This is a genomic window from Actinoplanes cyaneus (assembly GCF_016862095.1).
GTDB lineage: Bacteria > Actinomycetota > Actinomycetes > Mycobacteriales > Micromonosporaceae > Actinoplanes > Actinoplanes cyaneus.
Genome location: NZ_BOMH01000090.1, coordinates 1 through 24,066, shown reverse-complemented (window position 1 = coordinate 24,066; position 24,066 = coordinate 1). Strand labels below are relative to the sequence as shown.

The 24,066-nt window shown below is 70.1% G+C and carries 22 protein-coding genes and 1 tRNA gene; 12 read left to right on the top strand and 11 right to left on the bottom strand.

Annotation, left to right across the window (positions count from 1 at the left end; genetic code table 11):
• Together Acy02nite_RS43995 and Acy02nite_RS43990 are read left to right on the top strand one after the other, a co-directional pair.
• A partial coding sequence (locus Acy02nite_RS43995; RefSeq protein ID WP_203755522.1) for a tetratricopeptide repeat protein occupies positions 1 to 448 on the top strand: 448 nt, incomplete at its 5' end.
• 167 nt (positions 449 to 615) lie between these two features.
• Positions 616 to 1,458: a hypothetical protein gene (locus Acy02nite_RS43990; protein ID WP_203755519.1), complete on the top strand. Its 843-nt coding sequence runs from the start codon at positions 616 to 618 to the stop codon at positions 1,456 to 1,458.
• Between the two features lie 27 nt (positions 1,459 to 1,485).
• Here Acy02nite_RS43990 and Acy02nite_RS43985 read toward each other — a convergent pair whose 3' ends face one another.
• The 4 genes from Acy02nite_RS43985 to cmk form a co-directional block, all read right to left on the bottom strand.
• Complete coding sequence (locus tag Acy02nite_RS43985) at positions 1,486 to 1,989, bottom strand: hypothetical protein (RefSeq protein ID WP_203755516.1); 504 nt, start codon at positions 1,987 to 1,989, stop codon at positions 1,486 to 1,488.
• Positions 1,990 to 3,001: 1,012 nt separating this feature from the next.
• Positions 3,002 to 3,075: transfer RNA gene (locus Acy02nite_RS43980), tRNA-Pro, on the bottom strand.
• A gap of 51 nt (positions 3,076 to 3,126) precedes the next feature.
• A complete protein-coding gene (gene der, locus Acy02nite_RS43975) occupies positions 3,127 to 4,566 on the bottom strand; it encodes a ribosome biogenesis GTPase Der (RefSeq protein ID WP_425548270.1) in 1,440 nt (479 codons plus the stop codon).
• Positions 4,563 to 5,258 (bottom strand): (d)CMP kinase, encoded by a 696-nt coding sequence (gene cmk / locus Acy02nite_RS43970; protein WP_203755523.1) that lies wholly within the window; start codon positions 5,256 to 5,258, stop codon positions 4,563 to 4,565. The genes der and cmk overlap by 4 nt, the downstream gene beginning before the upstream one ends.
• A 303-nt stretch (positions 5,259 to 5,561) precedes the next feature.
• On the opposite strand from cmk, the gene Acy02nite_RS43965 reads away from it, so the two are divergent.
• Entirely contained in the window at positions 5,562 to 6,401 is an 840-nt protein-coding gene (locus Acy02nite_RS43965; RefSeq protein ID WP_203755513.1) for a hypothetical protein, read from the top strand.
• On the opposite strand, the gene Acy02nite_RS43960 is transcribed toward Acy02nite_RS43965, so the two are convergent.
• The gene (locus Acy02nite_RS43960) at positions 6,345 to 6,884 is read right to left on the bottom strand and encodes a GNAT family N-acetyltransferase (RefSeq protein ID WP_203755511.1); all 540 of its coding nucleotides are present in this window, start codon (positions 6,882 to 6,884) and stop codon (positions 6,345 to 6,347) included. The genes Acy02nite_RS43965 and Acy02nite_RS43960 overlap by 57 nt on opposite strands.
• A gap of 287 nt (positions 6,885 to 7,171) precedes the next feature.
• Between Acy02nite_RS43960 and Acy02nite_RS43955 the strand changes: the two genes are divergently transcribed.
• The gene (locus tag Acy02nite_RS43955; protein ID WP_203755509.1) at positions 7,172 to 8,065 is read left to right on the top strand and encodes a DMT family transporter; all 894 of its coding nucleotides are present in this window, start codon (positions 7,172 to 7,174) and stop codon (positions 8,063 to 8,065) included.
• A 475-nt stretch (positions 8,066 to 8,540) separates the two neighbouring features.
• Here Acy02nite_RS43955 and Acy02nite_RS43950 read toward each other — a convergent pair whose 3' ends face one another.
• Positions 8,541 to 9,197 (bottom strand): nucleotidyltransferase domain-containing protein, encoded by a 657-nt coding sequence (locus Acy02nite_RS43950; RefSeq protein WP_203755507.1) that lies wholly within the window; start codon positions 9,195 to 9,197, stop codon positions 8,541 to 8,543.
• A gap of 250 nt (positions 9,198 to 9,447) precedes the next feature.
• Here Acy02nite_RS43950 and Acy02nite_RS43945 point away from each other — a divergent pair, with 250 nt between their 5' ends.
• The 3 genes from Acy02nite_RS43945 (at position 9,448) to Acy02nite_RS43935 (ending at position 11,726) form a co-directional block, all read left to right on the top strand.
• Positions 9,448 to 10,212, top strand: coding sequence for a hypothetical protein (locus Acy02nite_RS43945; RefSeq protein ID WP_239175849.1), 765 nt, complete (start codon positions 9,448 to 9,450; stop codon positions 10,210 to 10,212).
• Positions 10,213 to 10,308: 96 nt separating this feature from the next.
• Positions 10,309 to 10,734, top strand: coding sequence for a ricin-type beta-trefoil lectin domain protein (locus Acy02nite_RS43940; RefSeq protein ID WP_203755503.1), 426 nt, complete (start codon positions 10,309 to 10,311; stop codon positions 10,732 to 10,734).
• 41 nt (positions 10,735 to 10,775) lie between these two features.
• Positions 10,776 to 11,726, top strand: coding sequence for an NADP-dependent oxidoreductase (locus Acy02nite_RS43935; RefSeq protein WP_203755501.1), 951 nt, complete (start codon positions 10,776 to 10,778; stop codon positions 11,724 to 11,726).
• A gap of 12 nt (positions 11,727 to 11,738) precedes the next feature.
• On the opposite strand, the gene Acy02nite_RS43930 is transcribed toward Acy02nite_RS43935, so the two are convergent.
• Together Acy02nite_RS43930 and Acy02nite_RS43925 are read right to left on the bottom strand one after the other, a co-directional pair.
• Entirely contained in the window at positions 11,739 to 12,482 is a 744-nt protein-coding gene (locus Acy02nite_RS43930; RefSeq protein WP_203755499.1) for an SDR family NAD(P)-dependent oxidoreductase, read from the bottom strand.
• 125 nt (positions 12,483 to 12,607) lie between these two features.
• A complete protein-coding gene (locus Acy02nite_RS43925) occupies positions 12,608 to 13,822 on the bottom strand; it encodes an MFS transporter (RefSeq protein ID WP_203755496.1) in 1,215 nt (404 codons plus the stop codon).
• 81 nt (positions 13,823 to 13,903) lie between these two features.
• Here Acy02nite_RS43925 and Acy02nite_RS43920 point away from each other — a divergent pair, with 81 nt between their 5' ends.
• The 3 genes from Acy02nite_RS43920 to Acy02nite_RS43910 all read left to right on the top strand — a co-directional run bounded on the left by Acy02nite_RS43920 (position 13,904) and on the right by Acy02nite_RS43910 (position 18,597).
• Positions 13,904 to 14,797: a LysR family transcriptional regulator gene (locus Acy02nite_RS43920; RefSeq protein ID WP_203755493.1), complete on the top strand. Its 894-nt coding sequence runs from the start codon at positions 13,904 to 13,906 to the stop codon at positions 14,795 to 14,797.
• A 71-nt stretch (positions 14,798 to 14,868) separates the two neighbouring features.
• On the top strand, positions 14,869 to 16,086 hold the full coding sequence (locus Acy02nite_RS43915; protein ID WP_203755491.1) for a lipase family protein: 1,218 nt from the start codon (positions 14,869 to 14,871) through the stop codon (positions 16,084 to 16,086).
• Between the two features lie 93 nt (positions 16,087 to 16,179).
• The gene (locus Acy02nite_RS43910) at positions 16,180 to 18,597 is read left to right on the top strand and encodes a transglycosylase domain-containing protein (RefSeq protein WP_203755488.1); all 2,418 of its coding nucleotides are present in this window, start codon (positions 16,180 to 16,182) and stop codon (positions 18,595 to 18,597) included.
• Between the two features lie 286 nt (positions 18,598 to 18,883).
• On the opposite strand, the gene Acy02nite_RS43905 is transcribed toward Acy02nite_RS43910, so the two are convergent.
• The 3 genes from Acy02nite_RS43905 to Acy02nite_RS43895 all read right to left on the bottom strand — a co-directional run bounded on the left by Acy02nite_RS43905 (position 18,884) and on the right by Acy02nite_RS43895 (position 21,765).
• Positions 18,884 to 19,855, bottom strand: a complete 972-nt coding sequence (locus Acy02nite_RS43905) for a hypothetical protein (RefSeq protein WP_203755485.1) — start codon at positions 19,853 to 19,855, stop codon at positions 18,884 to 18,886.
• 195 nt (positions 19,856 to 20,050) lie between these two features.
• Complete coding sequence (gene prfH / locus Acy02nite_RS43900) at positions 20,051 to 20,650, bottom strand: peptide chain release factor H (RefSeq protein WP_203755482.1); 600 nt, start codon at positions 20,648 to 20,650, stop codon at positions 20,051 to 20,053.
• The gene (locus tag Acy02nite_RS43895; RefSeq protein WP_203755479.1) at positions 20,647 to 21,765 is read right to left on the bottom strand and encodes an RNA ligase RtcB family protein; all 1,119 of its coding nucleotides are present in this window, start codon (positions 21,763 to 21,765) and stop codon (positions 20,647 to 20,649) included. Before Acy02nite_RS43895 ends, prfH begins: the two co-directional genes overlap by 4 nt.
• Before the next feature lie 137 nt (positions 21,766 to 21,902).
• On the opposite strand from Acy02nite_RS43895, the gene Acy02nite_RS43890 reads away from it, so the two are divergent.
• Both Acy02nite_RS43890 and Acy02nite_RS43885 read left to right on the top strand, forming a co-directional pair.
• On the top strand, positions 21,903 to 23,297 hold the full coding sequence (locus tag Acy02nite_RS43890) for an AMP-binding protein (protein ID WP_203755476.1): 1,395 nt from the start codon (positions 21,903 to 21,905) through the stop codon (positions 23,295 to 23,297).
• A gap of 10 nt (positions 23,298 to 23,307) precedes the next feature.
• Positions 23,308 to 24,066, top strand: a 759-nt coding sequence (locus Acy02nite_RS43885) for a fibronectin type III domain-containing protein (RefSeq protein WP_203755473.1), incomplete at its 3' end; no start/stop codon positions are given.

Below are 24,066 nucleotides of genomic sequence, written 5' to 3'. Positions count from 1 at the left end.
ACTCAACGAGAAGATTTTGGCGGTGCGCCGGCGGGTGCTGGGTGAGGAGCACCCGGAAACCCTGACCTCGATGCACAACCTCGGGATTGACCTGTACGTCCTAGGTGAAGTTGTGGCGGCGAAAGAACTGATCCTGCGGGTCTATAGGCTGCGCTTCCAGGTGCTAAGCGAGCAGCACCCAGACACGGTGAACTCTCAACGCAACCTCGCGATCATCGAGAGAAGAATGGATGAGGAGGACCCGGACACCCTGGAACGGATGACCAAACTAGCGAACGCCGTGTACGTCGCGGGTGATGCGGTGGGAGCGCGGGAGCTGCATGAGAGCGTCTTGGCAGTGCGCCGGCGGGTGCTGGGCGAAGAGCACCCGGACACCCTTCAGTCGATGAACAACCTCGCGGCCATCGAGCGAAAGACGAGCGGTTTCGGCAGCTCAGAGAGCTCTTAGCCGCGCTACTGCCACTCTGCAGAGTGAGCCGGTGCAGATGCGGTATTCGTCACCTGCGCTCTTTGTCGATCTTGATAGGTAGTGAGCTGAGCGGATCCGAAGTGCGTGGTGGTGTCATACCCAGCGCGTAGCGTCTACGGCCCAGGCTGGCCGAAAGGACCGCGTAGGTGAAGGACGAGTGGCAGTACGAGCAAGACGCGGAGTATGACCGCATTCTCGGGCAAACGACTGGCTTGCTTGCTCAGCGCGGCGACCATCAAGCCGTCGCTCTGCTTGTCGACGTGCGTGCGATAGCTCTGGTCAACACCGACGAGGTGATCCGGACCCAGCGCATCCTTGACACGGAGGGCTGGAGCGGCGAGGAAACCATCACCCAGACGATCTATCGTCGCGCGGCGTTGTTCGATGTCGATGAGCACCTTGTCGTGCGCTTCACCGACGAGATCTGTCAACGCATTGCCCAGACGTTGTCTTACGTTGCCGACCGCAACGGCGAGCCGGACGTGGCTTATGTCAAAGTGCAACCAGCGCTGCCCGAAGTCGACGGCAACTGGCGTACCAGTTACGCAGATCGCCTGACCGGAGAGCGGCCTAGCAACCAGGCTCGCCGCGAGGTGGGTGTATCGAAGTATCCAGTCGACGACGGATTAACCTTCGGCAGCGCTGAAGAACTGCAGGTCTATCACGCGCTCAAGCGTCTGCAGTGCGGCCGATTTCCGGAACACGCCACCATCGCCATCATTCCTCTGCCCGGCGTACGCCTGCGCAGTGGGCACACATGGTCACCCGACGTAATGGTCATCGGTCAAGGCCGCGCAGTCATTTTCGAGACAGATGGCCCACACCACCGCAACGTGCGTCGTTACGCCGACGACCGAAACCGAGATCTGCAGTGGCAGCGATGCGGAGTACCTGTTGTCAGGTTGCCCGTGGAGGACCTGGGGAACGCTGCCGACCTCGAGGCTCGGCTTCTGGAAGAGATCCGCCGGAACCTCGGGCGAAAGGTCTAGCAGCCTCGCTCTTGGAGGGCTTCGGGTTCACCGCGGCGAACGACGGAACCGTGGGGGAAGTGTTCCCCAGGAGCCTTCGCAGGCGGCGGCGGTTGAGTGCCAGATGCGAAGCTGTTCGATGCTGACAGCTTCCCCATCGGTTCTGAGCTGTCCGTCCTGCACCTCCACGGTCATGAAGGCAGGCGCCCAGGTTTGCTGGTCGGTGCGGACGAAGGCCGAGTGGGAACGGAGGAAGGGCGCGGCCCCCCGCCGTGCCTGATCGACGGTGTCGAGCCAGTTGTTGATGAGAGGCTTCTCGTCGTTCGATACATCGTCGCCGTTCGTCAGCTCTCGACAGCGATGGATCAATGCTTCGGTGTCCGGAACACCCGTGAGGAGGGCCTCGTCGGCGTTAGAGATCCCGGCAGCGCTCAGGTCAGCGAGAAGGCACTTCAGGAGGAACTCGATCCGCCGCCACGCGAGGAACATCCCTCCCAGTTCGCCGCGATACTCGGGATCGAATCCGGTTGGCTGCTGGGCATCATCACTCACAGAAACATTGTCGCCATAACGGGCATTTCATGGCACGGATCTTCGGCAATCAGCGCCATCGTCGGCGCGGGCGGCGAGGTAGACGCTCCAGTCTGTTTGGGCCCATCGGCTCCAGTCGTCGACCGTGCTGGGTGCGAGTCCGATCAGGGTTGCCAGCACGGGTGCGGGTAGCTCGGCGGCGAGGCCGAGTAGGGCGGTGTTTCGGCTGGCTGCTGCGGGAATGCCGTGGCGGCGCATGAGGCCCGCGAGGGCATAGGGGTTGATCGGCCGACTGGGCGGCCGGCCGGGGAAGAGATTGCGCTCCTGCTGGGCGACGATCGCCTCGAATCGGCGGGGCTGGGCAATGCCTGAAGCAGACCACGGCCAGTAGATGCTGGCAGCGCGGGCAGATCGGCACGCCGACCGGCGCGGCTTCCGGGATCACCACGCCGTGCGTGGTGCACGTGTGATCACCAGGCCGCAGCCTCGGCGTCAGCTCGCCCCAGTCGACAAAGTCCGAGAGGCGGCCTGACATGCCGTCAGAGTAGGCCGCGCCTGGGCGAGGCCTGACGGACGCCCCCGGCTGGTAGCTGCTCGTGGCGGGTGCCGGCACCACGCTGCCGCGCCGATCCGGTTCTCGCGCCCTGGAGCGCTGCCAGCGAGCCTCGACGCTCGACGCTCGACGGATCAAGTTGACCTTCAACGCGTTCAACACGGCCGGTTTTCGCCAGCTTCAGAAGGTCGTCGACGCTAAACATGCGGTCGTCCACCACAGGTAGCCAGCAATTGGATGCTGGTTGACCTCCGGAGCTACCCGCCGACCTGCCAGTGCTCTACAGCGGCGGCCAGTGTCACTGAGAAGGTTCGAATCCAGAACGGCTCATGCCCGCTGGCTATGGGGTCAAACTGACTCTACTGTGCGTAGTTTCTCGTACGGGTGGAGAAGGCCGCCTGGTTCCTTGCCCCCAAGTTGCCCCCAAACGCAGAACAGGGACTTGCTCCCTGTTAAGGGAGAAAGTCCCTGTGACCTGCGTCGGGCTGACAGGATTTGAACCTGCGACCCCTTGACCCCCAGTCAAGTGCGCTACCAAGCTGCGCTACAGCCCGATCCCGCCCCGAACCTCAGCCCGGCGCGACATCTCCTAGAGCGTACCAACCTCACCCATGCGCTTTTCCGCGGCCCCCCGGCCCGGTCTTCTTGCGCGGCTTGACGGACAGCTCGATGGGGGTTCCTTCGAAGCCGAACTCCTCGCGGAGTTTGCGTTCGATGAAGCGGAGGTACCCGGCGTCGAACGGGCCGGTGGTGAACAGGACGAAGCGGGGCGGGGCGACGCCGGCCTGGGTGGCGAACAGCGTGCGCGGGGCGCGCCCACCCCGTACGGGATGAGGGGTTGCCTGGGTCAGGGCGGTCAGCCACTGGTTGAGGGCGCCGGTGGGGATCCGCTGTTCCCACGAGGCGAGGGCGCGGCGGATGGCGGGGGCGAGTTTGTCGACGGCGCGGCCGGTCTTGGCGGAGATGTTGACGCGGACGGCCCAGGTCACCCGTTTGAGGTCGCGGTCGATCTCCTTGTCGAGGTAGAACCGGCGGTCTTCGTCGACCAGGTCCCACTTGTTGAAGGCGATGACCAGGGCGCGACCGGATTCGATCACCTGGGAGATGACGCGCTGGTCCTGCTCGCTGATCACGTCGCCGGAGTCGAGGAGCACGACGCCGACCTCGGCGGCCTCGACCGCTCCGGCGGTGCGCAGTGACGCGTAGTACTCCGTACCGGATGCCTGGTGGACTCGTTTGCGCAGGCCGGCGGTGTCGACGAGCTGCCAGATCTCGCCGTCCATCTCGACGAGGCTGTCGACCGGGTCGACGGTGGTGCCGGCGACCGAGTCGACGACGGCACGTTCTTCCTTGGCGATGCGGTTGAGCAGGCTGGACTTGCCGACGTTGGGCCGGCCGACGAGCGCGACGCGGCGCGGGCCGCGCGGGGCGCCCTCGACGATCGGCGGGGTCGGCGGGAGCGCGTCGAGGATGTCGTCGAGCAGGTCACCGGAGCCTCGGCCGTGCAGGGCGGAGATCGGGTGCGGCTCGCCGAGGCCGAGTGACCAGAGCGACACCGCTTCGAGCTCGAGGTTCTGGTTGTCGGCCTTGTTGGCGACGAGGATCACCGGTTTGTGGCTGCGTCGCAGCATCTTGACGGCGGCCTCGTCGACGTCGGTGGCACCGACGGTGACGTCGACGACGAAGATCACCACGTCGGCGGTCTGCACCGCGATCTCGGCCTGGGCGGCGATGGCGGCGGCCCGGTCCTTGGCGTCGGGCTCCCAGCCGCCGGTGTCGACGACGGTGAAGCGCCGGCCGGTCCACTGCGCGTCGTAGGGGACGCGGTCGCGGGTCACGCCCGGGACGTCCTCGACGACCGCCTGGCGTCGGCCGATGATGCGGTTGACCAGCGTCGACTTGCCGACGTTGGGGCGGCCGACGACGGCGACCACCGGCACCGGGCCGCTGAACGAGTCGTCGTCAGTGGTTGCGTCGTCCGAGGGGGAAAGGTCGAACCCGCCCTCGAAATCGTTGATGTCGAGGCCGGCGGGAAAGTCAGTCACTTACTTACCTTGCTGTTCAGCAGTGCGAGAAGGTGCTGGACGACCTCGTCGATGCTCATTCCGGTGGTGTCCACCTCGATGGCGTCGGAGGCCTGGCGCAGCGGGTCGGTGGCGCGGCTGGAGTCCAGCTTGTCGCGGCGTGCCAGGTCCGCCTCGGTGGCGGTCACGTCGGTGGCGTCCTCGGCGCTGCGCCGCTGCGCGCGGGCGGTGGCCGACGCGGTGAGGTAGACCTTGAGGTCGGCGTCCGGCGCGACGACCGTCGCGATGTCGCGGCCCTCGACGATGATCCGCGGTTGCGCCGCGATCACCGCTTTCTGCAGCGCGACCAGGTGTTTCCGCACGGCCGGCACGGCGGCCACGGCGGAGACGGCGGCGGTGACCTCGGGGCCACGGATCGGCGCGTCGACGTTCGTCCCGTTCGCCGCGAAGTGCGGCGCCTGCGGGTCGGTGCCGATCGACAGCTCGGTCTCCAGCGCGATCTTGGTGATCGCGTCCGGGTCGGTCAGGTCCGCCCCGGCCTGCAGGACGGCCCAGGTCACGGCGCGGTACATCGCGCCGGTGTCCAGGTAGACGCCGTCAACCGTGGTGGCCAGACGCCGCGAGACGGTGGATTTGCCGGAGCCGGACGGGCCGTCGACCGCGACGACGCACCTCTCCGGCCGTACCTCTAGCGCCACCGTTCCTCCTGACATCCCCACGGCAACAACCCTCCCATTGTGCCCGCCGCCGTGGCCCCCGACGAACGTGGGTCTCGAACCCCCTGCGCCTGCGGCGCCGAAACCCGCGATTTGCTCACGGTGGGCTCCGGACCAGGTCAATTGGGGGGTACGGCTGGGTCGGCGCCCCGGTCCGAGTGACGGGCCGGGCGGCCGGAGAGCGGGTCCAAATCCAGCCTACCCGACGTCACAGCCCCGCGCCGATCGGGTGAACACCCCTCTTGACCTGCGCATACATATGCCTAGGCTGACACCTACGTCGATCCGTCAGGAGTGTGGATGTACGCGGGTAGGGCCCGACCCCGATCCCTGTCAGAGCAGCGCCGCTGGCCGCGGTTCCCGCCGCCGGACGCGGTTCTGGAAGGTCTCGCCGTCAACCCCGCGCTCCCGGACGACCTGCTGCTGAGGCTGATCCGCGTCCACGGCGGACCAGCCGCCACCGGGCTGGCCGAGCGCAGGCCGCTGCCCGCCGTCGCGGTGGCCGGCATGGCCGCGCACCCGGACCCGTGGGTGCGCGCGGCTCTCGGCGCGAACGGCGCGGGCGGGGCGGAGGTCCGCTTGCGGTTGCTCGGCGACCCCGATCCGTACGTCCGGCGGCAGGTGGAGCCGGATCCGCGGGACGGGACGACCGTTGAGCCGGCCGGGCCCGGACGGCCGCGCAGTCTTTCCGACCTGAACGGCAGCCGTGGCTACGACCGGGCGGCGATCCTGCGCGGCCCACTCGACGACGAGTTGCTGGCGTGGGTGCTGGCCGAGGGCGACGAGTACGACCTGACCGATCTTGCCCATAACCCGCACCTGCCGCCGGCCGCCGGTCTGGCCCGCTTCGCCGAGGACTTCCGGCCGCATGCCCGGCTGCTCGCCGCCCGCGACCCCGAGGTCGGCCCGGGGGTCCTGATGCGCCTGCTCGGCGACCCGGACGACGCGGTGCGATGGGCCGTCGCACGATCACCGCACCTGCCCGTACGCGAGATAGTCGCTCTTCTCGACGACCCGGAACTGCGCGGGTCTGCCGCTGCCAATCCTGCGCTGCCGGTGGCGGAAATGGCGCGGCGGATCGGGTCACCAGACGTCGCCGTCGCGCCAGTCGCAGATGATGGGGTGCGATTCGTCGAGTGACGCGCCGCCCGTGACGCGGCGGATCAGGGTGCTGTCGTCGTCGCCGGGGGTGCGGGTCACTCCGGACGGGGTCAGCGCCGCGGTGCCGCCGGGCCAGACACGCCAGCCCCGTCCCTGGTAGAGGCGGCCGGCGTCGCTGGATGCGGAGAGCGCGCCGAGGTCGTAGGCGTGGTCGATGAGTCGCTCGGCCTCGGTCATCACGGCGGCGGCGCACCCGCGGCGGCGGTGCGCCTTCTGCACGGCGACGGCCTCCACATAACCGCAGCGCAGTGACCTGCCCCGATGCAGGAACTGCCGTTGCACCACCGCGCCGTGGGCGATCAGGGTGGCGTCGACGCTGATCAGGATGTGCTGGCCGCCGAGCGAGTGATCCCAGTCGTGGTCGTCGAAGTCGCCGTCGAAGGCCTCGTCCAGCATGGCGCGGATCCGGGTGCGGTCATCGGCGGTCAGGTCGGCGGTGTGCACCGTACGGAGAACGGTCATGCCGCATGATCGCAGAATGGCGCTGCGAATTCGGTAATCGCCACGGATATGCACGGGCACTCCTTTGCACAGAACGCGCTGGGGCCGGCACAGTTCGCGCCCAGATTGCATTTCCAGGTTGTTGTCCGGAAGAAATCCGTTCACGGCGCCGCCCCGGTCAGGCGGCAACGAATCGGTGCCCATTCCTGGTCGCCGGCGCGAACTCGCAGTGAACGGCCCTCGTGATCCCGGCCGCCATCGCGAACAGTGCGGCGGTGGCCGAACAGTCGCGGCTCTACGGTGTGCCCATGTCCGTCTCCGCCGTGCCCGACCACCGCGTCCGCCCATCCGCCACCGTCCTCGCCGCCGTCGTGGTCACCGTCGCCGCCTGGGCCTCGGCCTTCGTGGCGATCCGTGCCGTGCACGCCCACTTCTCCGCGGGCTCGCTCGCCCTCGGCCGCCTCGCGACGGGCGCGATCGCGCTGACGATCGCGGTCCTCGCCACCCGGACGTGGGTCCGGCCGACCGCCCGCGAATGGGCACAGGTCGTCGGCGTAGGCGTCGTCTGGTTCGGTCTCTACAACGTCACGCTGAACGCCGCAGAGCAGCGCCTGGACGCCGGGACGTCAGCGATGCTGGTCAACGTCGGTCCGATTCTGATCGCCGTACTGGCCGGAATCTTCCTCGGCGAGGGCTTCCCCCGCAGCCTCCTCATCGGCGCCGGCGTGGCCTTCGGCGGTGTCCTGCTGATCGGCTTCGCCGGCCGTGGCGGCGCGTCCGCCGACCCGCTCGGCGTGGCTCTCTGCCTGATCTCCGCCGCGGCGTGGGCCGTCGGCGTCACCCTGCAGAAACCTGCACTGCGGCGCCTGCCCGCTCTGCAGGTCACGCAGATGGCCTGCGTGGTCGGCATGATCGTCACGCTGCCCTTCGCCGGCAGCCTCGCCGACGACCTGCGGTCGGCACCGGCCGGGCCGATCGCGGGCGTGATCTACCTCGGGCTCGTCCCGACCGCGCTCGCGTTCGGCACCTGGGCCTACGCCCTGGCCAACATGAACGCGGGCCGGCTGGGGGTCACGACCTATCTCGTGCCGCCGCTGACGATCCTGCTCGCCTGGCCCATCCTGTCCGAGACTCCCCACCTCCTCGCTCTTGCCGGGGGCGCTGTGGCCCTGGTCGGTGTGGCCCTCGCCCGCCGGCGATGACACCACGCTCAAGCCTCATCGCCGGGGCGCTCAATCGTCGCGATGACACCAGGCTCAAGCCCGATCGCCGGGGCGCTCGATCCTGGCGATGACACCACGCTGAAGCCCCGATCGCTTGGGCGATCGCTGCCGGCGATGACACCACGCTGTGGTCCGGGCAGGCGTTTCGGCGCCTGCCTCGGGCAGAGACTTTGCCGGTACGGCCATGGACCCGGCTCGCCGTCGATCATTCCAGGCTCCGAAGATCGTTCGGAGTTATCCACAGTGGCGGGTTGTCCACAGGCCAGCCGCATGATCTTCGACTTTCGCGGGAGAATGTCCGTGGGAAGGTGCTCCCCCCTCGGGAGGGTGGGGTGTGCGCGCCGGCGGGCGTGTTCAGCGGACGGACCAACGGCCGAGCGGCAGCTCAACGACCCGGCCCTCGAACCGGACCTTCACGACGTACGCCGGCAACGTCCTTGATCTGAATCTCCAGTCACGCACGGTAGCCGTCGAACAGCGGACCCCCAGCGCTCTCCAGCACTTCCTCGGCCAGCGCCGCCGGGTCATCGCGGGCCGTCAGCCAGCGATCCGCGAAGACCGGGTCATGTTCGCGCAGTTCACGGAGTAGCCACTTACCGCTGCTGACCCAGCGCCCGGCCAGTGACAGCGCCGCTTCGGCGGCACCGGTCCAGAGGCCGGACGCGATCACCGTGCGTTCACCCGGGTCGGTGGCGTGGCACAGGTCGTCGAGGCCGTCGGTCAGCCCGTACCGTAGCCAGTCCTGTTCTTCGCGCGTCAGCGGTCCCGGGCCGTCGGCGAGGATGCGCGCGCATCGGGCGGGCAGGTCGCCGGGGTCGCCGAGCAGGACGACGCCCTGGGCGAGCATCCGGTGAGTGCTGGGTTTGCGCTGGGCGCGTTCGCTGTCCAGGAATCCGGCGAGCCTGGCCCGGGTGTGCACGAAGAACTCGACCGGCCAGCCCTGGTGGCGCAGGCTTTCGCGGTGCCCGGGATCGGTCTCGTCCAGCACGACGATGTCCAGGTCGGAGCCGGCGGTGCGGTGCGGGGTGACGACGCTGCCGGTGAGCACGGCCCAGTCGGCGTGCGGGAAGCGTTCGATGACGAGTTCGCGGGCGACGTCGACCGGGTCCATGCCGCGATCATCTCGCACTGACCGTTTCGGAGCACTGACCGTTTCGGATAAGCGGGCGGGACACCACCCGATCGCTCGATTCCGGCAAGTTTTTCAGTCTTTCTCGAACGGCGGGCTGACCTGCGGATTCGTGGCCGTGATCGTCCTCTTGGGGCGGGCAGGTGGCGGAGCGGCGTTGAACCGGCCGGACGTCGAGCCCCGTATGGCCCCCCAACCGGTGAACATCGACGTCCAACGACGAGGAGTGATCATGAGGTCGCGCACGTACCGACGTAACCTGGGCAACCGGCGGAAGACGATCGGCGCGGTGGTGGTCGCGGGGGTCCTGGCGGTCTCCGGCGTGGCCGGGGTGCAGCTGGCGAACGCGAGCACGACACCCAAGGCCGGCAATCTGTTGAACGTGGACGGTCAGCAGTTCGACGTGTCCAAGTGCCAGGCCGTGCAGGTCAACGCGGGTGCCGTGGTCTGTGACGGCGAGGAGTTGCAGCCGGTGAAGGCGCAGGACGCGGGGGCCGCGGCGACGGCTTCGGCGCAGGCTCTCGAGGCGGCGTGCGACCAGTTCGCCGCGGATGCCGCGGGGGCTGCCGGTGAGCAGGCGGGCGAGGCCGCGGAGCAGAGCGCGGCGGAGAACAAGGCCGACAACAAGAAGCTGGCCAAGAAGTACCTGAAGTCGCTGAAGGGCGCCAAGGCGGCCGGCAAGCAGGGCGCGGCGGCCGGCCAGAACGCTGAGGACCAGAACGCGGAGGACCAGGGCGCCGCCGGCGGTCAGGGCGCGGAGAACGCCGGTGACCAGGGCGCGGCGGCGAACGATGCCGCGGCGACCGCGGTGACCTCCGCTCAGGCGAGCCTGCTGCAGGCGTGTCTGGCACTCGCCGACGCGAAGGCCGTCGTGGCCGCCGGCGCGGGCGCGGCTGACCAGGGCGCGGGCGCGGACGAGCAGGGCGCGGGCGCTGACGAGCAGGGCGCGGCGGACGACGCCGGCGCGGCGAGCTCCGCTCCGGCTGCCAAGAAGTGACCTGCTGACGGCGTACCGGAACAGGGGTGGGCTCTTCGCCTGCCCCTTTCCCGTTTTCCTGCGGACCGGCGGCGCGCATTCCTAGAGTGAATGGTCATGCGTCGTATCACCCGTTTCCTGACCGCTCTCACGACGGGAATGGCGGCTTCCGCGCCGGTCGCGGCGCCACCGCCACTGCATCAGGGCTGGATCCACCCGAGGGCTGACGACAGCCGGTGCCTGACCGGCGGGACGGTCGGCACCTTGCTGAGCATTCGTCGGTGCGGTGACGGATCACCCGGTCAGGAATGGTTCCAGGCGAGCACCGGCACGTTCTACAACGGCGAGAACTGCATGCGAACCGAGGGTACGGTCGTCCGGGTCGCGGCCTGCAACGGCGCGGATCCGGCACAGGAGTGGTGGTTCGTCGGCACCATTCGCAATGGCCGGCACGGGCCGTGTCTCACCGGGGAACGCGACGGTCAGGTGCGGCTTCGACCGTGCACGGGGCAGGTCGAACAGCAGTGGGTCTCCACCTCTTAATCGGTTGACCGTCCGAATCGGTCGTCCTTAGCCTCGCCGCCATGCGCGCAGTGGTAGCGACAGGTTATGGCCCGCCCGAACAGTTTTCGCTCGCCGAGGTGCCGATTCCGGAGCCCGGCCCGGGGCAGTTGCAAGTCGAGGTCACGGCGGCGGCGTTGAACCCGGCCGATCTCGCGCTGCCGCGAGGCGACCTGCGCAGCATGATCGACCTGCCGTTTCCGCACGTTCTCGGCAACGACTTCGCCGGGACCGTCACGACGCTCGGGGAGGGTGTGTCCGGCTTCGCGGCCGGGGACGAGATCTTCGGGCACGCCGTGCCACGGGTGATGCGCCCGATGGCCGCTTCTGATCGCCCGTCGCTGGGAACCGGGACCCTCGCCGAGTACGTCGTGGTCGAGGCCGGCACCCCGTTCGTCGCTCATCGCCCGGCCGGTCTGCCGCCCGCCGAGGCCGCGGCGCTGGGCACCAGCGGCCTGACCGCCCGGGCCGTGGCGATCACCGCGGCCGTCTCCCCCGGCGAGACGGTGCTCGTCGTGGGTGCCACCGGTGGCATGGGAACCGTGCTGCTTCCGCTGCTCAGCGCCGCGGGGGCCACGGTCGTCGCCACGGGCCGGCCGGGCGACGCCGGACTGCTGCGCGAGCTCGGCGCGACCGACGTAATCGGCTACGGCGACTATCCCGCGGGAGTCGACGTTGCCGTCAACCTCGTGGTGCCGGGCACGTCGCTCGCGCCGGTCGCGGCGGCGCTGCGTTCCGGCGGCCGGCTCTACACCGTGACCTTCCCACCGCCGCGTCCGGAATGGATCGGTCGTGACGACGTCTCGTCGCAGCTGGTCCTGGACACGAACGCGACCCTGGGCACCATGCGGGACGTGGCCGCCGACGGTCTGCGGCCGCACATCTCGGCGCGCCGGCCACTGTCCGAGGGCGTTCGTGCCTACATCGAGCTGGCGAACGAGCACACCGTCGGCAAGCGCGTGATCGTCATGTGAGGATCCGAGCGGTCAGGCGGTGAATCCGCCGTCGACGTTGATGGTGGCGCCGGTGATGTAGCGGGCGTCCGGGCCGGCGAGAAACGCCACGGCCGCGGCGATGTCGGCCGGCGCGGCGTAATGGCCGAGTGCGGTGAGACCGGTGACGGCTTCGGCCATCGGGCTGTCCGCGGGGTTCAGCTCGGTGTCGGTGGGGCCGGGATTCACGAGGTTGACCGTGATCGCGCGCGGGCCGAGCTCGCGGCCCAGGGCTTTGGTCAGGCCGGCCAGCGCGGTCTTGCTCATCGAGTAGAGCGAGAAGCCGGGGAAGGCTGCCCGCACCGCCATGTTGCTGCCGATGTTGATGATCCGGCCGCCGGATCCCATGTGCCGGATCGCTGCCTGTGAGGCGAGAAACGGCGCCCGCACGTTGACCGCGATGGTTTCCTCGATGTCGTCCGCGGTCAGCTGTTCGATCGGCCCGACCAGGAATGACGCGGCGTTGTTAACCAGGATGTCGAGGCGCCCGAGGGCCGAGGCGGCGTCGTTCACGGCGTCCACCAGCGCGGCCGGGCCGGCGCTGTCGGCCTGGATCGCGATGGCCTGCCGGCCCGTCTGCCGGATCTGTTCGGCGACCTCGTCGGCGCGCGCTTTGTTCTCCCGGAACGTGAAGGCGACGTCGGCGCCGTCCTGGGCGAGCCGCAGGGCGACGGCCGCACCGATTCCCCGGCTGCCGCCGCTGACGAATGCCACTGTGTTGTCGTTCGTGTTTCCCATGACGGCAATCCTGCCGACGATGAAGGGCGCGGTCTGGCGGCGATCGGACCTGGCGTTCCGAAGCCGATGAAGAACGGCCCGCACCCCCGGGAGGAAAGGGGCGCGGGTCAGAAAGGAAAGGCAGATCAGGCACTGCGGCGGCTGGTCAGCGCGGTGACCGCGCCGAGCAGGATCAGCATCAGGACCACGAAGCCGGTCATCGCGGCCAGCGCCGTGAGCGCCTGGGTCGCGAGTCCGAGACCGATCACCGGGAGCGTCAGGCCGAGGTAGCCGATCAGGAACAGCCCGGCCAGCGACTCGCCGCGGCGCTCCGGGGCGGCGAGCGCGGTGACCGAGCCGATCGCGACCTTCAGCAGGGTGCCCGCGCCGACGCCGACGATCACGCCGCCGAGCACGAAGATCGGCAGGCTGGCCAGGTACATGCCGGCGAGCAGGATCAGGACGCCGGCGGCCTGAGCGGTCAGGCCGAGCGCGAGTCTCGCGGGGGCGCTGAGCCGCCCGGTCAGTGCCTGGACGACGGCCGCGGCGCCGAAGACGGCGAAGACCAGGGCGCCGGCGAGGGTACGGGACGGGTGGTGCAGCGTCCCGGCCACGAAACCGGGGGCGACCGAGGTGAACAGGCCGAAGACCGCGAACGCGGCGAACGCGGCGGCGAGGTAGCCGGCGACGGTACGGTCCGCGCTGATCCGCTGCGGGCGGTAGGCGGGCTTGGCCAGCCGCTCCTGGACGGTCTCCGGGGTCAGCACCACGGCGGCCAGCGCGAGCAGCAGGAGGACGGCGAAGACGAGGTACGGCGTGCGCAGCGGCGCGACGACGTACGTCGAGAGCAGGCCGGCCAGCAGCGACCCGGCGCCGAGCCCACCGGTGTTGGCCGCCGTGGAGACCACCTCGAAGCGCTGCCGGGATGCCCCGGGCCGATGCGCCGCGTGCAGTTCGTGCAGGTAGGCGGTGGCGGTCGCGGTGATCATGCCGACGCCGAGGCCGGTGACGAACCGGGCGGCCAGCAGCACCGGCAGGGAGGTGCCGGTGAGGAAGAGCACCGCGGCGAGCAGTTCCAGACCCAGCGCGGGGATCAGGATCTTCTTGCGGCCGACCTGGTCGGAGAGGTGACCGGCGAGGACCAGGCTGATCACGACGCCGACGGCGTAGACCGCGAAGACGATGGTCACGGTGAAGGTGGAGAAGCCGTCCCGGGCCACGTAGAGCGGGTAGAGCGGGGTCGGGACGGTGGAGAACGCCATCGCGATCAGGAAGACCGCGGCGATCATCCAGAACCCGGCGCCGTGCCGGGTCTTCACAGGCGCTTCGGTGAGACGCGGAGCGGTAGCCGTAAGAGTCATGCCTCGAGCATCCGCACCAGCAAGCATCACCTCCAACGAGAGTTTCTGGAGTTGAGGATCAATTCTGGTGATACTTGAGCCGTGGAGCTGCGCCAGCTGGAGTACTTCGTCGCGGTCGCCGAGGAGCAGCACTTCTCCCGGGCCGCCACCCGCCTACACGTCGTCCAGTCCGCGGTCTCCGCGGCGATCAAGAGCCTGGAGCGCGAGCTCGGTGTCCGGCTGCTGGACCGCAACGCCAAGCGGGTGCTGCTCACCGACGCCGGCACGGCGCTGCTGCCCCGGGCGCGTGTCGCTCTGGACGCGGCGCGCGACGCCCGGGACGCGGTGGACCAGGTGCGCGGCGGCCTGCGCGGGACGTTGCGCCTGGGCGTGCTCACCTCGATCCGGCTGCTCGATCTGCCGGCGCTGCTCGGTGAGTACCATCGCCGCCATCCGGGCGTGCTGCTGCAGACGACGGCCGCGCCGTCGGGCTCGGCCGGTCTCGTCGAGCGGCTCACCGACCACCGGCTCGACCTGGCGTTCGTGTCGCTGCCCGGCCCGCCGCCGCCCGGCATCCGGCTGATCGACCTGGCGTTCGCGCAGCTGCATCTGGTGGTGCCGGTCGACCATCCGCTCGCCGGGCGCGAACGCGTGCCGATCACCGAGCTGGACGGCCTGGATTTCATCGACTCCCCGGCCGGGTTCGGCAACCGGGCCGTCACCGACCGGGCGTTCGCCGCGGCGGGCGTCCGGCGCCGGGTCACGATCGAGATCAGCGACATCGGCACCGGTGCCGGCTACGCGGAGCACGGGCTGGGCGTCGCCCTGCTCCCCCGCTTCGTCCTGGACGGGGCGCCCGGGGTGGCGATCCTGGAGGTGACCGGCGCCGACCTGCAGTGGCCGATGTCACTGGCGATTCCCGCGGACCGCCCGCCGGGCGCGGCAACGCAGGCCTTGATCTCGCTGGTCAAGGCGGTTTTCCGGAATCCGGGGTAGTGCTGGCACCACCCCGGGGACTAACGCCTGCAGGATCGCCGCGGCTCCGCCGGATCCCTAGCGTCATTCCCATGAGGACGCTTCGACGGATCATCGCGGCAGTGCTGCTCACGGCGGTCGCCGCGGCGGCAATCAGCACGCCGGCCACGGCCGGCACTCCATCGGTCACCCGGGGGTCACTGGTCTCGGTCACCCCCCTCGCGACCTACGACTCCCCGGCCCAGGTCGGCGACCTGCTCTCCGCCGCCGGCTTCGCAACCCCGATCTCGCGGTACGGGGTGAGCCTGCACCGCCTCGTCTACCGCACCATCGACGCCCAGGGCCGGCCGGCCGTCGCCGGCGGGCTGGTCGTGCTACCGATCACCACCTCCCGTCACCTGCGAACGGTGTCGTTCGCGCACGGCACGTCGGTCTACCGCGGGGACGCCCCGTCGGCCGGCGGCGACACGTTCCTGACCGGCCCGGCGATCTCCTTCGCCGGCGCGGGGTTCGCCGCGGTCGCGCCCGATTACCTGGGGCTCGGCGCCGGCACCGGCCCCCACCCGTGGATGGACGTGCCGAGCGAGACCAGCGCGTCGCTCGACCTGCTCCGGGCCGCCCGGGTGTTCACCGCCCGGCGGGGAGTCGACCTGGACCGCAGGGTCTACGCCTCGGGCTTCTCCCAGGGCGCCTCGGCCGCGCTGGGGCTGGCCCGGGCCCTGCAGGACGGCGCCGACCCGTGGTTCCGGATCGCGGCGGTGGCTCCGGTCAGCGGGGCCTATGCGCTGCGGCGGGTGGAGATCCCGGCGGTCTTCACGCCCGAGGTGCAGCCGCGGCTCGCGGCGGCCTATATGGCGTACCTGCTGACGTCCTACGACCGGCTGCACGACATCTACCGGGACCCGAAGGACGTCTTCACGCCGGACTACGCCGGGATCGGTGACCTGTTCGACGCCAGTCATCCGGGTGAGGAGGTGCTCGCGGGGGTGCCTTCCTCGGTCGACGAGCTGCTCACCGATGCCGGGCGGGCGTTGCTGCGGCACCCGGGTGGACGATTCGCGGCGGCGCTGCGCGAGGCCGACAGTGTGTGCGAGTGGGCACCCCGGGTGCCTGTCCGGCTGTACTTCAGCCCCGGGGACGAGCAGGCCGTGACCGGGAACACGGTGGCCTGTCAGCAGTCCCTGGCCGCCCACGGGGTCCGGGCTCCGGCGGTCGACGTCGGGGTGGACACGTCCTACAGCGGTATGGTCCACGAGGGCTCGCAGTTGTTGGCGGTCTCACAGATCGCGCGCTGGTTTGCGGGTCTGTAGTTAAATGCGCGGTTGGCCCGATCCTCACGGATCGGGCCAATGGCATGACGACAGTCACACTTCTCGCCGAAGGACTAACCGGGGCACCTCTTCATGCGTCTAACTCATGTGCGAAACAACTTCACAAAGGTGTCCTCGCTGCTGGTGTGCGGCCTGCTGGCCGGCGTGGTGGTCGCCGCGGCGGCCTTCCCGGCCGCGGCCCTGTCCGGTCTCGCCGCCAAGGCCGGCGAGACGTCGTTCGCCAGCCTGCCCAGCGAGCTCAAGGACTTCAGCTCCCCGCAGGTCACCCGCGTCTACGCCGCGGACAATCGCACGCTGCTGGCGCAGTTCCACGACGAGTTCCGCAGCGATGTCCCGATCAAGGACATCTCCAAGAACATGCAGGCCGCGATCATCGCCGCCGAGGACCGGAAGTTCTACCAGCACAACGGCGTCGACCTCAAGGGTGTCGCCCGCGCGTTCGTGAGCAACAACCAGGGTGGCTCCCAGCAGGGCGCCTCGACGCTCACGATGCAGTACGTGCGGATGGCTCTGGCCTACTCGGCCACCAACCCGCAGGAGGTGATCGACGCGACGAAGGACACCCCGACGCGCAAGCTCACCGAGATGAAGTACGCCTTGCAGATCGAGAAGGATCTCACCAAGGAGCAGATTCTCGAGCGCTACCTCAACATCGCGCCGTTCGGCAACCAGGCCTACGGGATCTACGCCGCCAGCCAGGTCTACTTCAACAAGACGCCCAGCAAGCTCGACGTCGCCGAGGCGGCCATGCTCGCCGGCATGGTGAAGGCCCCGACCAGCTTCAACCCGACGATCAAGACGGGTCACGACCAGATCCAGGCCCGGCGCGACAACTACATCCTCCCCGGGATGGTGGCCATGGGCGCGATCACCCAGGCCGACGCCGACAAGGCCAAGACGGAGAAGATCCCGACGAAGGTCAAGGCCATCGCGAACGGCTGCATCTCGGTCGCCAAGAACAACTGGGGCTTCTTCTGCGACTACTTCTACCGCTGGTGGATGGAGCAGGACGCGTTCGGCGCCACGACGTATGACCGGGAGCGCCGGCTCAAGAGCGGCGGCTACCGGGTGGTCACGACGCTGGACGTGAAGGGCCAGAACGCGGCCCGTGCCGAGATCGCCGAGCGGCAGTCCGACAGCAGCCAGAACGCGCTGCTGCTCGCGGGCGTCGAGCCGGGCACCGGCAAGGTGCGGATCCTCGCCACGAACCGGACGTACGGGCTGGACGACCCGGCCCACCCCAAGAACAAGCTCTCCCCGGACCCGGCGAAGAAGGCGAAGAACATCCGCGGCTCGTTCCCGAAGACCACGAACCCGCTGATCACCGGTGGCGGCGACATCACCGGTTACCAGGCCGGCTCGGTATACAAGGCGTTCACCATGGTCGCCGCGCTGGAGAAGGGCTTCCCGCTCAGCTATCCGATCAACTCGCCGGCCACCTTCCACTCGCAGTACAAGACCTCCCCGAGCGACGAGTCGGCCTGTCCCGGCTCCGACGACTGGTGTCCCAGCAACGCCAGCAAGAGCGAGGCCGGCGTCTTCAACATGTGGACCGGCTTCGGCAAGTCCGTGAACACGTACTTCGTGCCGCTGGAGCAGAAGGTCGGCGCGGAGAACGTGGTGGACGTCGCCAAGCGGTTCGGCGTCAAGTTCCGGGTGCCGAAGGAGGCCGAGATGGCCAACGACGAGGACCAGGCGGCCGGCTGGGGCTCGTTCACCCTGGGCGTCATGAACTCCACGCCGCTGGACATGGCGAACGCGTACGCGACGCTGGCCGGTGACGGCATGTACTGCGACCCGACCCCGATCACCCAGATCACCACCGAGGACGGCGCGAAGATCGACGTCGGCAAGCCGCACTGCAAGCAGGCCACCAGCAAGGACGTCGCCCGCGCGGCGCTCGACGCGGCCCGCTGCCCGGTCGGCGACTCGGCCCAGCTCGGCAGCTGCAACGGCCAGAACACCGCCGGTGACACCCGCGGGATCGTCGGGCACCCGGTGTTCGGCAAGACCGGCACCACCGACGCCGAGAAGACCGCGTCACTGATCGTCGGGACCACGTCGCTCGTCGTCGCGGGGTACATGGCCAATCCGGACTGGCAGAACCACAGGGACCACATGTCGCACGACGTCATCAACGACGCGGTGCAGCACACCCTGGCCGACTTCATGAAGGGCAAGCCGAGCGTCCAGTTCAAGAAGCCGGGTAACGACAAGATGTCGACCGGTGACCTGCGCAGCGTGCCGGACGTGACCTGTGACTCGATGTCCAGTGCCAAGGACAAGATCAGCGGCGCCGGCTTCGACCCGGTGACCGGCCCGGCCGTCGACTCGGACTGCCCGGCCGGCACCGCCGCGGGCACCTCCGAGGACCGCACGGTCAAGGGCGGCGCGGTGACGATCGAGGTCAGCAACGGCAAGAAGAACCAGCCGCAGCAGCCCGATCCGCAAAACCCGGATCCCGGCCAGTCCACGCCGGGGCACAACTAGGAATCGATGGAACGGGCGGGAGACGCGGTCTCCCGCCCGTTTCGCGTCCGGACGCCGAACTCCCGGACCCAGCAGCGGCTCGGGGTCCCGGCTGGTTGTCATGGGCGTTATCCGGCCCGGATAACGCCCATGACAACCAGCCGGGACCGTGACCGGGAAGCGAACCCGGTGGCGGGGCGTCGGGTCAGCGGAGCAGCGGGCATGGCGGCGGGCTGGCGGACCGGCAGGTCGGGGCCTGGCAGCTCGGTGGGGCGGGGCGGGGTCGGGTCAGCGGGCCGGGGTCGGGTCAGCGGGCCGGGGCGGGCAGGGCGGCCGTGAGCTGGATGCTGGTCGCCGGGGTGGCGGACACCAGGCTGAACAGGCCCAGCAGGGTCGGCTGCTGCTGGGTGAGGCCGTCGGCGTAACCGAGCAGGTTCTCCGGGGTGGTGGACGCGGCCGCCTCGACCAGGTCGTGCAGGAAGGCGGCCAGCGACTCGGGCTGGTCGTGCGGGTCGGCGATCAGGTCCACGTACGCACGGGCCAGGTCCTCGTCGGCGGCCAGCAGCGCACCCGCCGGGACGGTGGTGACCTCCAGGACGAACCGCTCGGCCAGCCGCGTCATGGCGTCGTCGCCCAGGACGACAGCGGCGGCCTCGTGCACCGACGCCAGGCAGGCGGCGCGGACCGGGCGGGGAAGCCTGCGGGCGGCCAGTTGGTCGGCCAGCGCCGCCCGCAACTCACGGACGACCGCGGAGTTGTCCCGGCCCGGGGCGGCGTGGGCCACGATCTCCCGGGCCGGGGCCAGCCGCAGCGGGTCGTCCAGCGGGATCTCGGCGCGGCGCACGTGCACGTGGTCGACCTGGGTGAGGTCGCAGTTGCCGGTACCGGCCGGCGAGGTGGAATCGCGGGCGTGCACCGTGTACGGCGGGAACATGACGCCCAGGCCGTAGGTGCGCGCCGAGGCGCCGGCGTCCAGGGTGACCGTGTGGTACTCCGGGCGGATCCGGCCGGCGCTGGAGAAGCGCAGCTGATAGTTGCGCAGCGGCCGCGCCTCCACGTCCAGCCCCCGGCTCTCCAGATCACCGTGCCGGAGCAGGCTCAACAACCCGAAGACCCGCAGATCGTCGGCCGGCGGCTCGGCCCGCTCCGAGGCGGGCGAAGAGCCGGGCGAAGAGGCTGGCGAAGAGCCGGGCGAAGAGCCGGGCCCAGACGCCGTTGACGACGCGGCCTCACCGGCCGACGGATGGAAGATCAGCATCTCGATGGAGGACGGTGGCACGGCGACTTCCTCCTCGCGCTGTTCCGAGTGGGGTGCGGGACCAGGAGAGGGCCGCCTCTCCTCCGGGCGCGGGACCTCGCGCAACACACACCCCCCACGGCTCCGGGACGCAACCCATCGAGCCTGACAGATCACGGGCGGCGCGGACAGAGCCAGTCGGCACAACTTTGATCGACTTCCGGGCGACGGCGGGGGCTACGGGCGTTCCGTCCGAATCGGATCACCCCTGACCAGGTCGTCGTGGAGGCGCCACCGGGCGGTGACCGTCTCCTGCCCGGCGACCGCGTCCGACCGTTCCAGGCGTTCGCGCAGCAGCCGCAGGGCGAGCCGCCGGTTCAGCGTGAACTGGCGTTCGGTGTCGACGACCACGACCGTTCCGGTGGGGCGGTGGGTGGCGCGCACCGCGGTGCTCGCCTTGTTGCGGTGCTGGCCACCGGGGCCGCCGGTGCGCACGCCGACCACGTCCACGTCGGACTCCGCGAACGTGGTCCGCGGCGCGCCGATCGAGCAGGGCTGGGCGGTCACGTACCAGTTCTTGCGGCCCGGGCCGGTCCGGTACGGGCTGGGCGCCTGCCAGCACAGCGTCCCGGTCCACGACGCGGCGAACTCGGGGGACGAGATGCGCAGCAGCACCGAACGGTAGGTGCCCGGCTGCTCCCCGGCGACGACCTCCAGGCGGTCGACGGTCACCTTGCGCGTACGGGCCTCGGCCTCGAGCCGCCGGAGCAGCCGCGCGACCGCCCACGAGCACTCCTCCGGCCCGCGCCCGGCCGACAGGAGCAGGTGCGTGCTCATCGGCGGCCCTTGCGCTCGCGGGCGACGTCGGCGGTCTTGTAGGTCACCATCGGCACCGTGCTCACCACCCGGGTCGCCAGACCGAAGGACTCCAGGTCCCCGATCACCTGCTCGATGCGCTTGTACGCGGTCGGCGCCTCCTCGAACAGCAACTGCCGGTCCCCGCAGACCACGAGCGAGCCCAGCGGCGTACGCCGGAGCTCCTCGACGGTGTGTTTGGCCCTACCTCGCCGGAGCGCGTCGGCGCGCGACATCTTGCGCCCCGCCCCGTGCGCGACGGAGAAGCTGGCCTCCTCCCCCGCGTGCCCGGCGACCAGGAACGACGGCGTGCCCCGGGTGCCGGCGACGAGCACGTCGCGCCGGTCCCCGTTCGCGGCGCCCTTGCGGTGCAGGTAGAGCCCGTCGCGGATCTCCACCGAGTTGTGGCACTCGTCCACGATCGGCGGCTCGTGGTCCGCGCCGAGCGCGTCGGCGATGCGGGCCGCCATGATCCTGCGGTTGAGCGATCCCCAGCGCACCGCGTCGTCGTGCGCCGCGAGATAGGCCGCCGGGTCCTGCGCGGGGCCGGCGCCGTGCACCTCGGTGTGCGCGCGCAGGATCCGCTCGCCGAGGCCGCGGGAGCCGCTGTGCACGATCAGCACGAGGTCGCCGGCGGCGAGCCCGAGCCGCTCGGCGTGATCAGAATCGAACACGGTGCCGACTCGGGCCAATTCGGCGAAGTGGTTGCCGCGGCCAACGGTTCCGAGGCTCTCGGTGTATCCGCCCGGAACGTCGGCCGCGTCGAGAAAAGAATGGTCGACGACGTCCAGGTCGGGGAACCGGGCGGCCAGTTTCTCCGGCACCGGCCGCTTGAGCCGGATCGGGAAGACGGCGATGCCGCAGCCGATGTCCGAGCCGACCAGGAACGGGTAGAGCACGGACGAGGTCATGGCCGCGCCGATCGGGGCACCCTTGCCGGGGTGCAGGTCGGGCATGCCGGCGACGTGCCGCATGCCGGGCAGCGCGGCGACCTGGTGGCACTGGTCGACGGCGCCGGACTCGATCCAGCTGGTGGGTGAGGCGAAAATGGACACGCGGGAAGACAAAACAGATGCTCCACAGGAAAACGGCAGCACGAAGTAAGGACGTGCCGGCGAGAGACAAGGACCCGGGGTGGAGACATCAGTAAGTCATGCCCGGCAGCCTGCCCGGCGCCGCTCGCCCCCGGCAACCGAATAACGGCGACGCCCGCGAACCCTGGCATGATCCACATATGCCCTTGCTTGCCGCGCTGTTGCAGGACGCCGACGTCGCCGGCTTCGTGGTCACCCCGGACCGGACCGTCAGTCGGCACGAGCTGCTCGGCTGGGCGGCCGGGCTGGCCGCGGAGATCACCGGGCGGCGGGTCGTCGCGGTGGAGGCGGCGCCGGGCCTGCCGACGATGGTCGCGGTGACCGCCGCCCTGCTCGCGGGCGTGCCGATCGTGCCGATCCCGCCGGACGCGGGCGAGCTGGAGCGCGCGCACATCCTGCGGGACTCCGGCGCCGAGCTGATCCTCACCGACTTTCCGGCGGCGAGCGGCTCTGATGCCGTACCGCGGAAATCGATCTCTGATGTGCAGCCCGGGAGCGTGCCGCCCGAGCCGGACCCGAGCCTGCCCGGTCTCGTGCTCTACACCAGCGGCACCACGGGCGCGCCGAAGGGCGTCGTGCTCTCACGCGCCGCGATCGCCGCCGACCTGGACGCGCTCGCCGCCGCCTGGCTGTGGAGCGCCGACGACACGCTGGTGCACGGCCTCCCCCTCTACCACGTGCACGGACTCGTCCTGGGGGTGCTCGGTCCCCTGCGGATCGGCTCGAAACTGCGGCACACCGGAAAACCCACGCCTGAGGCGTACGGCGATAATCCCGGCTCGATGTACTTCGGCGTCCCCACGGTCTGGTCGCGGATCGCGGCGGCCCCGTCCTCGGCGGCGAGACTGCGGCCGGCGCGGCTGCTGGTCTCCGGCAGCGCGGCGCTCCCGGTGCCGGTCTTCGACGCGATCCGTGAGCTGACCGGTCAGGCCCCGGTCGAGCGGTACGGCATGACCGAGACCCTGATCACGGTCAGCGCCCGCGCCGACGGCGAGCGTCGCGCCGGACACGTCGGGCTGCCGCTGGACAACATCCACACCCGGCTGGTCGACGAGATCGGCAACCCGCTGCCGGATGACGGGGTGAGCATCGGCAGCCTGCAGGTGTGCGGGCCGACGCTGCTCGACGGGTACCTGCGGGACGGCGGGGTGCGCGCGGCCGAGCTGATCGACGGCTGGTACCCGACCGGCGACGTGGCCACGATCGGGCCGGACGGCTGGCACCGGATCGTCGGGCGCGCCTCCACGGACCTGATCAAGAGTGGTGGTTTCCGCATCGGGGCCGGTGAGGTCGAGGACGCGCTGCTGCTGCACCCGGCGGTGCACGAGGCCGCGGTGATCGGCACGCCGCACGACGACCTCGGCGAGCAGGTGACCGCGTTCGTGGTGGCCGATCCAGTCACGCCGCAGGAACTGATCACGTTCGTCGCCGAGCGCCTGGCCGCGCACAAGCGCCCGCGCAAGATCCACCTGGTGCCCAGTTTGCCCCGCAACGCCATGGGCAAGATCCAGAAAAAGCAGCTCATGGGCGGTTAGCGTTCGTTTTGTGACTTTCACCATCGACGAGTTCAGCGAGTGGAACCAGCGGCTCCTCTCCCGCCAGGCGGTGTCCCGGCGGTCGCTGCTGCTGGCCGCGACGGCCGGCCTGAGCGGTCAGTTCGCGCTGGCCCGGCGGGCGTTCGCGGCGGCCGGCGGCACGGCCGGCAACGCGGGCGTGGTGATCTCCGGCAGACACCTGTCCTTCGTGCCGGGGCCGGGTGATGTGCCCCGGGACGCCATGGCGCTGACCGCGCAACTGGTCAGCGCCACCGGGACACTGCCGGCCGGGCTGCGCGCGTTCGTCGACGTCGGCGACGCACCCGGCGTCTACGGCACCCGCGTCGAGGCCGTGATCAAACACCTGACCGGTCAGTACGCGATCCCGGGCGGCCCGATCGGCAGCCAGTTCTACGCCAAGGCGCGGATCACCGGGCTGCGGCCGGACACCGTCCACCACTACCGGATGCGGCTCTCCGACGGCACCGTGACCGGGGACGCCCACTTCACCACGGCGCCGGAGCGGGCCAAGCCGTTCACGTTCACCGCGTTCGCCGACGTCGGGACGAACACCACCCCCAAGGATCCCGCGTACGCGTGGAAGGGCACCCCGACGCTGTGGCCGGAAGGGATCTTCGACGACAACGCGTACGGCGACGCGGACCCGATCGCCGGGAAACACCCCACCGACCCGACGCCGGCCGCCACCATGACCCGGCTGATGGGCACCCAGCGGCCGGCGTTCACGCTGCTCGCCGGGGACATCTGT

What these genes read in the sequence shown, in the direction of transcription:
- Acy02nite_RS43945 (WP_239175849.1), top strand. Translation starts at nt 9,448, where the DNA reads ATGAGGTCGCGCACGTACCGACGTAACCTGGGCAACCGGCGGAAGACG.
- Acy02nite_RS43925 (WP_203755496.1), bottom strand. Translation starts at nt 13,822, where the DNA reads ATGACTCTTACGGCTACCGCTCCGCGTCTCACCGAAGCGCCTGTGAAG.
- Acy02nite_RS43935 (WP_203755501.1), top strand. Translation starts at nt 10,776, where the DNA reads ATGCGCGCAGTGGTAGCGACAGGTTATGGCCCGCCCGAACAGTTTTCG.
- Acy02nite_RS43910 (WP_203755488.1), top strand. Translation starts at nt 16,180, where the DNA reads ATGCGTCTAACTCATGTGCGAAACAACTTCACAAAGGTGTCCTCGCTG.
- Acy02nite_RS43940 (WP_203755503.1), top strand. Translation starts at nt 10,309, where the DNA reads ATGCGTCGTATCACCCGTTTCCTGACCGCTCTCACGACGGGAATGGCG.
- prfH (WP_203755482.1), bottom strand. Translation starts at nt 20,650, where the DNA reads ATGAGCACGCACCTGCTCCTGTCGGCCGGGCGCGGGCCGGAGGAGTGC.
- Acy02nite_RS43950 (WP_203755507.1), bottom strand. Translation starts at nt 9,197, where the DNA reads ATGGACCCGGTCGACGTCGCCCGCGAACTCGTCATCGAACGCTTCCCG.
- Acy02nite_RS43930 (WP_203755499.1), bottom strand. Translation starts at nt 12,482, where the DNA reads ATGGGAAACACGAACGACAACACAGTGGCATTCGTCAGCGGCGGCAGC.
- cmk (WP_203755523.1), bottom strand. Translation starts at nt 5,258, where the DNA reads ATGTCAGGAGGAACGGTGGCGCTAGAGGTACGGCCGGAGAGGTGCGTC.
- Acy02nite_RS43965 (WP_203755513.1), top strand. Translation starts at nt 5,562, where the DNA reads ATGTACGCGGGTAGGGCCCGACCCCGATCCCTGTCAGAGCAGCGCCGC.
- Acy02nite_RS43955 (WP_203755509.1), top strand. Translation starts at nt 7,172, where the DNA reads ATGTCCGTCTCCGCCGTGCCCGACCACCGCGTCCGCCCATCCGCCACC.
- Acy02nite_RS43890 (WP_203755476.1), top strand. Translation starts at nt 21,903, where the DNA reads ATGCCCTTGCTTGCCGCGCTGTTGCAGGACGCCGACGTCGCCGGCTTC.
- Acy02nite_RS43960 (WP_203755511.1), bottom strand. Translation starts at nt 6,884, where the DNA reads ATGACCGTTCTCCGTACGGTGCACACCGCCGACCTGACCGCCGATGAC.
- Acy02nite_RS43915 (WP_203755491.1), top strand. Translation starts at nt 14,869, where the DNA reads ATGAGGACGCTTCGACGGATCATCGCGGCAGTGCTGCTCACGGCGGTC.